11 protein-coding genes are annotated in these 13,171 nt (G+C 40.2%); all 11 read left to right on the top strand.

Annotation, left to right across the window (positions count from 1 at the left end):
- Positions 1 to 37 precede the first annotated feature (37 nt).
- The 11 genes from purR to MHI18_RS21835 all read left to right on the top strand — a co-directional run bounded on the left by purR (position 38) and on the right by MHI18_RS21835 (position 13,168).
- Positions 38 to 865, top strand: a complete 828-nt coding sequence (purR, locus tag MHI18_RS21885; RefSeq protein ID WP_340850493.1) for a pur operon repressor — start codon at positions 38 to 40, stop codon at positions 863 to 865.
- A gap of 15 nt (positions 866 to 880) precedes the next feature.
- A complete protein-coding gene (locus MHI18_RS21880; protein WP_340850492.1) occupies positions 881 to 1,255 on the top strand; it encodes a RidA family protein in 375 nt (124 codons plus the stop codon).
- Between the two features lie 259 nt (positions 1,256 to 1,514).
- On the top strand, positions 1,515 to 1,811 hold the full coding sequence (gene spoVG, locus MHI18_RS21875) for a septation regulator SpoVG (RefSeq protein WP_028390521.1): 297 nt from the start codon (positions 1,515 to 1,517) through the stop codon (positions 1,809 to 1,811).
- Between the two features lie 339 nt (positions 1,812 to 2,150).
- On the top strand, positions 2,151 to 3,524 hold the full coding sequence (gene glmU, locus MHI18_RS21870) for a bifunctional UDP-N-acetylglucosamine diphosphorylase/glucosamine-1-phosphate N-acetyltransferase GlmU (protein WP_340850491.1): 1,374 nt from the start codon (positions 2,151 to 2,153) through the stop codon (positions 3,522 to 3,524).
- Positions 3,525 to 3,541: 17 nt separating this feature from the next.
- Positions 3,542 to 4,495, top strand: coding sequence for a ribose-phosphate diphosphokinase (locus MHI18_RS21865; RefSeq protein ID WP_340850490.1), 954 nt, complete (start codon positions 3,542 to 3,544; stop codon positions 4,493 to 4,495).
- A 149-nt stretch (positions 4,496 to 4,644) separates the two neighbouring features.
- Positions 4,645 to 5,253: a 50S ribosomal protein L25/general stress protein Ctc gene (locus MHI18_RS21860; protein ID WP_340850489.1), complete on the top strand. Its 609-nt coding sequence runs from the start codon at positions 4,645 to 4,647 to the stop codon at positions 5,251 to 5,253.
- Positions 5,254 to 5,375: 122 nt separating this feature from the next.
- Positions 5,376 to 5,939, top strand: a complete 564-nt coding sequence (gene pth, locus MHI18_RS21855) for an aminoacyl-tRNA hydrolase (protein WP_340850488.1) — start codon at positions 5,376 to 5,378, stop codon at positions 5,937 to 5,939.
- Between the two features lie 99 nt (positions 5,940 to 6,038).
- Positions 6,039 to 6,269: an anti-sigma-F factor Fin family protein gene (locus MHI18_RS21850; RefSeq protein WP_340850487.1), complete on the top strand. Its 231-nt coding sequence runs from the start codon at positions 6,039 to 6,041 to the stop codon at positions 6,267 to 6,269.
- A gap of 106 nt (positions 6,270 to 6,375) precedes the next feature.
- On the top strand, positions 6,376 to 9,906 hold the full coding sequence (gene mfd / locus MHI18_RS21845) for a transcription-repair coupling factor (protein WP_340850486.1): 3,531 nt from the start codon (positions 6,376 to 6,378) through the stop codon (positions 9,904 to 9,906).
- Positions 9,907 to 10,071: 165 nt separating this feature from the next.
- Positions 10,072 to 10,608: a stage V sporulation protein T gene (gene spoVT, locus MHI18_RS21840; protein WP_340850485.1), complete on the top strand. Its 537-nt coding sequence runs from the start codon at positions 10,072 to 10,074 to the stop codon at positions 10,606 to 10,608.
- A 937-nt stretch (positions 10,609 to 11,545) separates the two neighbouring features.
- Positions 11,546 to 13,168 carry a putative polysaccharide biosynthesis protein gene (locus tag MHI18_RS21835; RefSeq protein WP_340850484.1) on the top strand — a complete coding sequence of 541 codons (1,623 nt, stop codon included), beginning with the start codon at positions 11,546 to 11,548 and terminating at the stop codon, positions 13,166 to 13,168.
- The last annotated feature ends 3 nt before the right edge of the window (positions 13,169 to 13,171 follow it).

Genomic DNA, 13,171 nt, shown 5'->3' with positions numbered 1-13,171 from the left:
CAGTAAAATATTCGGATTTAAGACAGGAGGTAGAAGGATGAAGTTTCGCCGGAGCGAAAGGCTGATCGATATGACTAATTACTTGCTGGAGCATCCTGGTCGTCTCGTGCCTTTGACCTTATTTGCAGAAAGATATAGTTCGGCAAAATCATCCATTAGTGAGGATCTTGCTATCATCAAGGAAACCTTCGAAGTAAGGGGAATTGGTTCGTTAAATACTGTACCTGGTGCAGCGGGCGGGGTAAGGTACATGGTTTCGATAAAGCCAGAAGAAGCAGTGGCTTTTATTGATGAATTGTGCGGAGTTATGACCAGTCCCAATCGACTATTACCAGGCGGTTATTTATATTTGACGGATTTATTAGGAAATCCAGAAACTGTAAATAAAATTGGCCGAATCATCGCTGCAGCTTATGCAAAGAAAAAAGTTGATGTGATCATGACGATGGCAACAAAAGGGATTCCTTTAGCTTATGCAGTAGCAAATTATTTAAATGTTCCCGTGGTTATCGTTAGACGCGATAACAAGGTGACAGAAGGTTCAACTGTTAGTATCAATTATGTTTCTGGATCTTCTAAACGAATTCAGACGATGGTACTTTCCAAACGAAGTTTAGCAGAAGCATCAAATGTATTAATTATTGATGACTTCATGAAAGCTGGCGGAACCGTCAAAGGGATGGTCAGCTTGCTCGAAGAGTTTAAAGCAACGGTGGCAGGTATAGCCGTTCTTGTCGAATCAGACCACGTTGAAGAACGTCTTGTTGATGAGTATATTTCTTTAATAAAGTTATCTGATGTGGATGAAAAGGATAAAACAATTCATGTTACTAGAGGGAACTATTTTACAGAAGAAGCATTTTAATAAGGAGGATGTACTATGAAATCGATACACACGAATGAGGCGCCCGCGGCAATTGGGCCATACTCGCAAGGAATCATCGTAAACAATCTTTTTTATAGCTCTGGACAAATTCCTTTAACTGCAGCAGGTCAGATGGTAGACGGTGATGTGCAGCAGCAAACACATCAGGTCTTTTCCAACTTGCAGGCTGTATTGAAAGAGGCAGGTTCATCACTTGAACAGGTTATTAAGGCAACGGTATTTATAAAAAGCATGGACGATTTTGCGCAGATAAATGAGGTTTACGGCACATATTTTGCGGAACATAAGCCTGCTCGTTCTTGTGTTGAGGTTTCAAGACTCCCAAAAGATGCATTAATTGAAATAGAAGTAATTGCGCTCGTTAAATAAATACGAGCGTTTTTTTTATGCAAAAAAATAAAAAAATCATCGCCTGACACATTTTTTTGAAAAAAACTGATACTGGGCAAAAAGTCGTAGGAAGACTGTTCTATCAACATTTACAGAAATATTAAATGTAAGAGCGCTTTCAATAAATACAAAAAACTATCTTTTTTCAAAAAAATTTACAATTCTTAGAAGGATTTCACATTAATTTGTGGAATATGTACTTTAAGTTTCTAACAATTTGTGAAGGTGGTGAAATAGAATGGAAGTGACTGACGTTAGATTGCGCCGTGTTAATACAGATGGCAGAATGAGAGCGATTGCTTCAATAACATTGGACAATGAATTTGTTGTTCATGATATTCGTGTAATTGATGGCAATAACGGTTTATTCGTAGCTATGCCGAGCAAAAGAACACCTGATGGTGAATTTAGAGACATCGCCCATCCTATCAATTCCTCAACACGAGGAAAAATCCAAGAAGCAGTACTAGCAGAGTACCATCGTTTAGGAGAGTTGGAAGTTGAATTAGAAGAAGCAGGAGCAGGAGCTTCTTAATAGTGTAAGAAATGTTTAGCATCAAGAGCCTACTTCACAAGTAAGGCTCTTTTTATTGTGAGTAAATTCCTCCATTCCTATTCCCCGTTCTATATCTTGTAAAACATGAAAAAACCCCGAATTTTTTTAACTAGAAGTAGAAAAAATATAAAAAAACGGTCATAACAGTATATAATAAGGATAAAGGGAATGAAGGTGTACATACTTGCGACACGTTTGAGCAAGTTTCTTTTGTGTGTAAACAATTGACAAAAATATGTATTTTACATCCTGCCTTGAAAACTAGTGGTATATACGATAATATTTTTATTGGATAAATAGCTTAAATGGAGGCCTGTAATGAGTAATCGTTATGCAATTATATTGGCAGCAGGACAAGGTACCAGAATGAAATCCAAGCTTTACAAGGTATTGCACCCTGTATGCGGGAAACCAATGGTACAACATGTTGTCGACCAAGTTAAGCAGCTTCGTACAGAAGAAATTGTAACCGTTATTGGCCATGGTGCTGAATTGGTACAAGACCAACTTGGGGCAAGTTCTCAATACGCCCTTCAAGATAAGCAATTAGGAACAGCCCACGCTGTTATGCAGGCTGAACAGATTTTAGCGGGGAAAGCCGGAACAACGCTTGTTATTTGCGGTGACACGCCTTTAATTAAGGCTGAAACAATGGAAGCACTGATCAGCATTCATGAAGAAGCTAATGCAAAAGCGACGATTCTAACTGCAGCTGCTGACAATCCTGCCGGATATGGAAGAGTAATCCGAAATGAATCAGGGCAGGTTCAGAAGATTGTTGAACACAAGGATGCAAATGATTCTGAACTGACAGTCAAAGAAATTAATACGGGAACGTACTGTTTCGATAACGAGGCGCTATTCAATGCTTTGAAAAAGGTATCCAATGAGAATGTACAAGGCGAGTACTATTTGCCGGATGTTATTGAGATATTGAAAGCTCAAGGAGAAGTCGTGACGGCTTATCAAACGAATGACTTTAATGAAACAATGGGGGTTAATGACCGCATTGCTTTATCAGAGGCAGAAAAAATTATGCGTAAACGGATAAATGAATCCTTGATGAGCAACGGGGTTACGATTATAGATCCCGCGTCTACTTATGTGGATGCAGATGTCATAATCGGTCAGGATACCATTCTATACCCTGGAACAGTCATTCAAGGTCAAACTCAGATTGGCACTGATTGTTTAATCGGACCTAATTCTGAACTGAAAAACGTCCAAATTGGCAATCGTTCAGTAGTGAAGCAATCTGTAGCACATGACAGTTCAATTGGTTCAGATGTCAATATTGGGCCGTTTGCTCACATTCGCCCTCAGTCTGATATAAAAGACAAGGTTAAAATTGGCAATTTTGTTGAAATCAAAAAAGCTTTATTCGGTAAAGCCAGTAAAGCGTCTCACTTGAGCTATATTGGAGATGCAGAAATTGGGGAAGATGTTAATATAGGCTGTGGTTCCATAACAGTAAATTATGATGGTAAGAACAAACATCTGACTAAAATAGGCGACGGTGTATTTGTAGGATGCAACTCTAATTTGGTAGCTCCAGTGGCTATTGGAGAAGGAGCATATATAGCTGCTGGTTCTACGATTACAAAAGATGTACCAGGAAAAGCAATGGCTATTGCACGTGCCCGCCAAACGAATAAAGAAGATTACGTTAATAAACTGAAATTCAACAATTAACCCAACGGAGGTTCATCATGTCAAACCAGTATTTAGATCCAAACCTGAAAGTTTTTTCTTTGAATTCAAATTTTAAATTAGCACAGGAAATCGCTGAAGCAATTGGAGTAGAACTTGGTAAATGTTCAGTATCACAATTCAGTGACGGTGAAGTGCAAATTAACATCGAAGAAAGCATTCGGGGATGTGACGTATACGTCATTCAATCGACCAGCCAGCCTGTTAATGAACATTTGATGGAATTGTTGATTATGATTGATGCCTTGAAACGTGCATCTGCAAAAACGATTAATATCGTTATGCCTTACTATGGATATGCCCGTCAAGATCGCAAGGCTCGTGCTCGTGAACCAATTACAGCTAAGCTGGTTGCAAATCTACTGGAAACAGCAGGTGCTGACCGTGTCATAACATTGGATCTACATGCACCACAAATTCAAGGTTTCTTTGATATCTTAATTGATCATTTAATGGGAGTTCCAATTTTAGCTGATTATTTTGAAGCTAAGAACCTAAGTGACCTTGTTATTGTATCTCCGGATCATGGAGGAGTTACACGCGCGCGTAAACTGGCTGATCGTCTTAAAGCTCCGATTGCGATTATTGATAAACGCCGTCCGCGTCCGAATGTCGTAGAAGTGATGAACATCGTTGGTAATATTGAAGGAAAGACTGCTATCTTAATTGATGATATTATCGATACAGCTGGAACAATTACGCTAGCGGCTAATGCTCTTGTTGAAAACGGAGCAAAAGAAGTGTATGCATGTTGTACACACCCAGTTCTTTCTGGACCTGCTATTGAGCGAATTGAAAATTCCAAAATAAAAGAACTTGTTGTTACGAATACCATCGCTTTACCTGATGAAAAACGTACAGCAAAAATCGTTGAATTATCTGTTGCCTCTCTTATTGGAGAAGCAATCGTTCGTGTTCACGAAGAGCAATCTGTAAGTACATTATTTGATTAATACAAAAAACGGCTGGAATTCTATTCCGCCGTTTTTTTTTGTTATATAAAACAGGCTCATAACAGACTCCGATGTTTAGAAACTATCTATAAAGGGCATTGTAAAAGAGATGATATATAAAAATGTTTGAATTGAGAGGCGGAGAATATATGAGTAACGTATTAACTGCAAGAGAACGGACTGAATTTAAAGGATCGAACTTAACGGAACTAAGGAACGACGGAAATATTCCTGCTGTAGTCTACGGGAATAAAAATGAAAGCAAAGCAATTACTATAAATAGCAAAGATCTTTCTAAAACTATAAAAGAAGTAGGACGTAACGGTATCATTTCCCTAGACGTTGAGGGTACTAGCTATGATGTCATGTTATCAGATTATCAAAAAGATGCGATAAAAAATCAAGTTTTTCATGCTGATTTTTTAATTGTTGATATGGGTACAGAAATTGAAGCGCAGGTCCGTGTTGTACTTGTGGGTGACGCTAAAGGCGTGAAAGAAGGCGGCGTCTTGCAGCAATCTATTCACGAACTGAATGTGACAGCTAAACCAAAAGAACTTCCAGAATCAATTGAAGTGGATGTTACTGGTTTAGAAATCGGTGATACACTGACAATTGCTGATATTAAAGGTAAATACCAAATTGCAAATGATGAAGAAGAGGTGTTAGCTTCCGTTCTTGCTCCTCGTCAAGAAGTAGAAGTTGATGAAACAGAAAACGAGGGCGAGAACGCAAGCGAAGCTTCTCCTGAAGCGTAAACCTCTAAGTAACTAAAAAAAAACATGCTATAATAGACGTAACCGTCCTGGTTACGTCTATTGTTGTAGAGAATAATGAGGACGTATTCGAACTTACTTTTCAGATTGACGGAGTGTGACGTATGAAAATTTTCATTGGCCTGGGTAATCCGGGAAAGCAATATGAAAAAACCAGGCATAATGCGGGTTTTGAGGTAATTGATTATTTAGCAGATAAATGGTCGATTCGTCTAGATCAGGCTAAACATAAAGGAATTTATGGAATCGGTACTGTGAAAGGCGAAAAAGTCTTGCTGCTAAAACCTCTTACTTACATGAACTTGTCGGGAGAGTCAATCGGTGCTGTATTACAATTTTATAAAGTGGAAATTAGTGACTTAGTAGTCATATACGATGACTTGGATCTGCCGGCTGGAAAGATTCGTCTGCGTCAAAAGGGAAGTGCAGGCGGGCATAATGGAATCAAGTCGACGATTGCACACTTAGGAACGCAGGATTTTAATCGGATCCGAATTGGGATTGGCCGGCCAGAGGGGCGTATTCCTGTAGTTGATTATGTGTTAAACCGCTTCTCTGCTGAAGAATGGGTTAGTTTAGAAGCAGCTATAGAGAAAAGTGCCTTAGCTTGTGAGTCATGGCTTGAGCAGTCATATGTACAGGTCATGAATGAATATAATCAATCTTAAGAAATAAAAATAAGAACAAAAGATAAACAAATAGCTGTGAATATTTAGCCCCTCTTTCGGTTTATACTACTAGTAAAGCGACAATAGGGGGTTAAATATATGGCTCTCCACTATCATTGCAGCCATTGCGGAACAAAACTTGGTACAATTGAGGCACAAGTACTGGATACAGAACAGCTGGGTTTTAATAAACTTACCCAAGAAGAGCGCATGGACATGATTGTGTATGACTCTTCCGGAGATGTTCAGGTTTCAGCGATTTGTGATGATTGTTACGAACTACTACAAAAAAATCCAGATTTGCATCAAAATGATTATATCATCCATTAGGCGGAAGGGAGCTTTGGACCGAATCCAAAGCATTTTTCCGTTTGTTTAAATTTATACAACCATAGGGCTAAAGCCTACAGATGTACGAGAGAGAGGAGGGACCAATGTGAATGGTTTGCAAAATCTGTTTTCCAAACACGATGATGTCCACTCATTAATTACAGGAATTGATGAAGGATTAAAAGAGCAGTTAATATCGGGATTATCTGGTTCTTCGCGGTCGATGTTAATTGCTTCAGTATATGAAAAAACAGGTCAGTCGATATTAATCGTTACACCAAATTTATTACAGGCACAAAAGCTGCAAGAGGATCTAGCTAATTTCATCTCAGATGAAGAGCTATTCGTCTATCCGGCTAATGAATTAATCGCTGCGGAATTAAGTGTAGCGAGCCCAGAGTTAAGGTCTCAACGTGTGGAAGTATTAAATCATTGGTCGAAATCAAACAAAGGAATTGTGATTGTTCCTATTCCAGGTTTACGAAAATTACTACCGCCAAAGGAAGTATGGAAGAACTATCAATTCTCCTTTAAACTTGGAGAAGATTTGGATCTGGAAACTGCTATTCGAACCTTTATCTCTATGGGATATTCTCGGGTTGAAATGGTCTCTTCACCTGGAGAATTTAGTATTAGAGGTGGAATTATTGATATCTATCCGATCACTTCAGCGAATCCAATTCGAATTGAGTTATTTGATACAGAGATTGATTCCATTCGAACCTTTTCTATTGAAGACCAACGCTCCATTTCTAAGCTCACCTCTATTGAAATTGGACCAGTCGTAGAAGCACTTCTTGACTCAGGACATATCTCATCTGTCGTAGAAAAACTAGAAAATGGTCTGAGCAAAAGTTTAAAGAAACTGAAGAATGAAAAAGTTAAAGAACTGTTAATGAGTAACGTTAGTTCTGAGTTAGATTTATTGAAAAACGGCATCAAGCCTGATCAAATCTTCAAATATCTAAGCTTAGCCTACGATGTGCCGGCTAGTTTAATAGATTATCTACCGAAGAATGGTATCGTGATTATGGACGAAATTGGCCGCATTCAAGAAGTTAACGATATCCTTGAAAAAGAAGAAGCAGATTGGTATACCGGTCTGTTAGCTGAAGGACAAATCATTCACGATGTACAACTAGCTCACCGTTTGCCTGAGTTAACGAGTTATTCAGGACATCCGTTTATCTATCTTTCCCTTTTCTTAAGGCATGTCCCGTATACGAATCCGCAGAACATCATTAACTTTACTAGTAAACAGATGCAAAGTTTCCATGGGCAGATGAATGTTTTTAAAACAGAAGTTGATCGCTGGAAAAAAAGTAAATATGCGGTGCTGGTCCTTGGACCTGATGAAGAACGAGTTAAAAAGCTTCAAAGTGTACTCGCGGATTATGAAATCGAAGCTGCTGTTCTTAAGGAAACAAGTGAAATTCTCCCTGGAAAGATTCAAATTATCCAAGGGAATTTAAATAATGGTTTTGAACTGCCGCTTCAAAAGTTCGCTATTATTACAGAGCAAGATTTATTTAACAAAAAAACTAAGAAATCTGCTAGACGACAAAAGTTATCGAATGCAGAACGGATCAAAAGTTATTCAGAATTAAAGGTAGGCGACTTTGTCGTCCATGTTAATCACGGGATTGGTAAATACTTAGGAATTGAAACCCTATCGATAAATGGCGTGCATAAAGACTATATTCATATTCGCTATCAAGCGAGTGACAAGCTCTATGTACCTGTTGACCAAATTGATTTAATTCAGAAATATGTAGCCTCAGAAGGAAAAGAACCTAAGCTTTATAAGCTTGGCGGAACAGAATGGAAACGGGTTAAGAGTAAAGTTCAATCATCTGTACAGAATATCGCTGATGATTTAATTAAACTTTATGCAGAACGGGAAGCTGCAAAAGGGTATGCCTTTTCTCCAGATGGTGACTTGCAGCGTGAATTCGAAGTATCTTTCCCTTATAACGAAACAGAAGACCAGCTTCGATCGATTGTTGAAATTAAAAAGGATATGGAACGTGAACGACCAATGGACCGGCTTCTATGTGGTGATGTGGGATATGGTAAAACAGAAGTGGCTATCAGGGCGGCTTTTAAATCTATCATGGATGGCAAGCAAGTAGCGTTTCTAGTGCCAACAACGATTCTCGCTCAGCAACATTACGAAACCTTGCGTGAACGTTTCCAGGACTATCCCATTTCAATTGGATTGCTGAGCCGTTTCAGAACTAAGAAACAGCAGACAGAAACTTTAAAAGGATTAAAAGCCGGGACGGTTGATATCGTAGTGGGGACGCACAGGATATTATCCAAAGATATCATTTACCGCGATCTTGGTTTCCTCATTATTGATGAGGAACAGCGTTTCGGTGTTACACATAAAGAAAAAATCAAACAATTGAAAACAAACATAGATGTACTGACCTTAACGGCCACCCCAATTCCGAGAACTCTTCATATGTCGATGCTTGGCGTACGTGATCTATCTGTTATTGAGACTCCTCCTGAGAACAGATTTCCTGTACAAACATATGTAATGGAGTACAACGGAGCATTAGCACGAGAAGCGATAGAAAGAGAATTGGCAAGGGGCGGACAGGTTTACTTTTTATACAACCGGGTAGAGGATATAGCAAGAAAAGCAGAAGAAATTTCCATGCTTGTACCGGAAGCACGTGTCATTTTTGCTCATGGTCAAATGTCGGAGCAAGAACTCGAAGCAGTAATGCTAGGTTTTCTTGAAGGTGAATATGATGTGTTGGTAAGTACGACCATCATTGAAACAGGTGTAGATATCCCGAATGTGAATACATTGATTGTGGATAATGCAGATAAAATGGGTCTATCACAACTTTATCAGCTGCGTGGGCGCGTAGGACGGTCTAATCGAGTAGCGTATGCATTTTTCACCTATCAAAAGGATAAAGTACTAACTGAGGTAGCTGAAAAACGGCTGCAATCCATAAAAGAATTTACTGAGCTTGGATCCGGATTTAAAATTGCTATGCGAGATTTGTCGATACGGGGTGCCGGAAATATTCTTGGTGCTGAGCAGCATGGCTTTATTGATTCAGTAGGATTCGACCTGTATTCCCAAATGTTGCAGGAAGCAGTAGAAGAAAGACGTAATAAAAAACCGGTAGATGTAACTCCTGCTCTCGAGATGGATATCGAGGTAGATGCCTATATTCCAGATACTTATCTGTCTGATGGGCACCAGAAGATCGAGATGTACAAACGCTTTAGAGGCATTACGACTTTAGAAGAACTAGAAGAACTGCAGGAAGAAATGGTAGACAGATTTGGCGACTATCCTCAAGAAATCACCTATTTATTTTTAATTGCAGAAATGAAAGTGTATGCTCGTAAGGCAGGCATCGAAGGAATTAAACAAGCTAAGCAGGAGATTTCCATCCTTATCTCAGAAAAAACAAGTGCACATATAGATGGTCAAAAGATTTTCCAATTAGGTTCGAAGTTCGGACGGATGGTTGGTCTTGGGATGGAAGGAAGCAAAATGAAACTGGTTTTACACATCAAGGGAGTCGCTGATGAAAAATGGCTGAAGATTTTATTTGAACTGGTTAAAGGATTGCAAAATGTAAAAAGAGAAAAGCAATCTCAGTAAAAGCCATTAGTAAAACGAGCTTTTCTCCTGTCTAAAAAGAAATATTTTTTCAAAATGCATAGAACTTACCATTAGAAAAATACTAATGAAAATACTGATAATGATTTTTACAGAAACCCCTTCATTATCGAAAAAATCAATTTGATGAAAGTGAGGCAACACAAGATGAAAGCAACTGGAATAGTGCGCCGAATTGATGATTTAGGCAGGGTCGTTATCCCAAAAGAAATCCGCAGAACATTGCGTATTCGTGAAGGAGACCCATTAGAAATCTTCGTAGATAGAGATGGAGAAGTCATTTTAAAAAAATACTCACCAATAAGTGAATTAGGTGATTTTGCTAGAGAATATGCAGAAGCTATTTTTGACAGCTTAGGAAACCCTGTACTTATTTGTGATCGTGACACATATATCGCCGTAGCTGGCGGCTCGAAAAAAGACTTTATGAACAAAAGTGTAGGCGACCTTCTTGAAAAACTTATGGAGGACCGCCACTCCGTTATCGAAAAGACAAAAGGCACCATCTCACTTGTTGATTCGGTAGACGAAGAGGTACAATCCTATACAATTGCACCAATCGTCGCCAACGGTGATCCAATCGGAGCTGTTGTTATCTTCTCCAAAGAATCAATCTTAGGAGAAGTGGAACAAAAAGCAGTAGAAACAGCAGCAAGCTTCTTAGCCCGCCAAATGGATTCATAAAATCATTCTTTAAAAGACAGCCGATGGGCTGTCTTTTTTTGTACAAGCCCATAGGATGGCTCTGCGTAGGAAATGGCATTCTTAATTGCCCTTCCTCTTCGGGTCATAAACCCAGCCTATATGCCTGTCGGAGCTGCCCAGGCGCTTCCGCTTTTCTTGCTGTCTAGCTTCGTGCCCTAGCCCCTTGTGCAAAAGATGAGCGCCCTCAAAAGGCACAAACCGCCTTTTGGTCCTCTCCCTATTTGCTTCAGGGGCTGAACAGGGCACCTGCGCTTTTCTTGTTGTCTAGCTCCGGCAGCCCAACTGCCTGTGGAAAAGATGAGAGTCCTCAAAAGGCAAGGAGCGCCTTTTGGTCTTCTCCCTATTTCCTTCGTCAGCTGAACGGGCTGCCTGCGCTTTTCTTGTTGTCTAGCTTCAGCGCCTAGCTCTTCGGGTCATAAGCCCAGCCTCTATGCAGGGAAAATCGCCCTGCGTCGAGGCTGTTCTTATGCCTGTCAGAGCTGACCAGGCGCTTCCGCTTTTCATGTTGTCTAGCTCCGGTGCCCTAGCCCCTTGTGCAAAAGATGAGCGCCCTCAAAAGGCACAAACCGCCTTTCGGGTCTCTCCCTATTTGCTTCAGGGGCTGAACAGGGCACCTGCGCTTTTCTTGCTGTCTAGCTCCGGCAGCCCAACTGCCTGTGGAAAAGATGAGAGTCCTCAAAAGGCAAGGAACGCCTTTTGGTCCTCTCCCTATTTCCTTCGCCAGCTGAACGGGCTGCCTGCGCTTTTCATGTTGTCTAGCTCCGGTGCCCTAGCCCCTTGTGCAAAAGATGAGCGCCCTCAAAAGGCACAAACCGCCTTTCGGGTCCCTCCCTATTTGCTTCAGGGGCTGAACAGGGCACCTGCGCTTTTCTTGTTATGTTATAATATTTTTACATATGTTTGGAAGGGGTCGTGTATGGCTGTGGGGCCTTTGGAGTCATCGAAGATGCTTGTGAAGGGTGCGTTGATTTTAAGTATTGCGGGCATTTTTGTAAAGCTGCTGAGTGCTGTGTACCGGATTCCCTATCAAAATATTGTTGGGGATATTGGGTTTTATATTTATCAGCAGGTATATCCGTTTTATGGGATCGCGTTTACCTTAGCAACGATTGGGTTTCCTATGGTTATTTCGAAGTTAATTGCCGAACGAAATCAAGGGGACTCAAGTATATCGGTTAAAGATATTCTGTTTACAGCAGGTATTTTGTTGAGTGTATTGGGTTTAGTATTATTTAGCGCTTTATATACTGGTGCAGAGCGGGTAGCATCGATCATGGGTGATAGTGAGCTTGCCCCACTGCTTCGTTTAGTATCTTTTTCATTTTTGTTAATGCCTGCTAGTGCGCTCATCCGTGGTTTTTATCAGGGAAAGCAGGATATGATTCCAACCGCTGTTTCACAGGTGGTTGAACAAGTGGTTCGTGTTGGCACTATCTTAATTATGTCCTTTTTCTTAGTCAATCAAGGATATTCTCTATATGCAGCAGGTGCAGGGGCAGTGAGCGGATCGATTACGGGAGGCTTCGCGAGTCTGGTCTTGCTTTTAGGGTTTGTAGTGATTCGAAAAGAGTGGAATCAGCCTGGTAGAGTGATGGTAAAGGCCACTCATTTTTGGTTGATAACCAAAGCTTTATTTGCTCAAGGCCTGGCTTTTTGTCTAACTAGTTTAATTCTCGTTCTAGTACAGTTAATTGATTCACTGAACTTATATGCTTTGCTTCGCGAATCTGGGATTACGAGTACGCTGGCGAAAGAACTAAAAGGAGTATATGATCGAGGCCAGCCCTTGATTCAATTAGGGACAGTAGTGGCTAATGCTTTATCTCTTTCTATGGTTCCGCTCATTTCAAGCTACCTCTCGAGAGGAGAACTGACTGAGCTGCATACGAAAACCAAGCTTGCTTTGCGAATAAGTGCAAGTATCGGAGTTCCTGCAGCCGTGGGATTAATATGTTTGATTAATCCGGTCAATAGAATGCTGTTTACAGACAGCGAGGGTTCGGGAACACTAGCAATATTAGCCTTGTCTATTGTATTTACGTCGTTAATCATTACTAAAGCAGCTATCCTGCAAAGTATTGGTAGGGCTAGGGTTTCAATTCTTATTGTGACTGCAGGGTTGGTCTTTAAATTAATACTCAATCAAGCACTTATTCCCCATTGGCAGATTGTTGGTGCTGCATGGGCAACAATTGGTTCTTTTTTTATCATGTCTATGCTTTTTTATTCGGTACTGAGGAAGGTAATGAAGCAGCCGATTGTTTTGTTACGCGATGCAGGAATCATTTATTTGGGTGCGGCTCTTATGTCAGGTATCCTGTACATATATAATAAACTATTTGCTTTCCTGTATTTGACCTTTGGGATGGGGAGGATGCTCTCCACCATTCACACTTTAACAGGTGTGATGATTGGTGTTGTTATTTATGGCGCATTTATTCTGCGGTCGGGATTATATACTAAAGAGGAACTCTCTTTAGTACCCGCTGGAAATAAGCTCGCTGTGTTGATTAGAGATAGAAAAGAAGGAGCTAAGTAGAAA

It is taken from the genome of Peribacillus sp. FSL H8-0477 (assembly GCF_038002765.1).
Lineage (GTDB): Bacteria > Bacillota > Bacilli > Bacillales > DSM-1321 > Peribacillus.
Note: the sequence above shows the minus strand (reverse complement) of the source record. Positions and strands in the feature narration are given on the sequence as shown.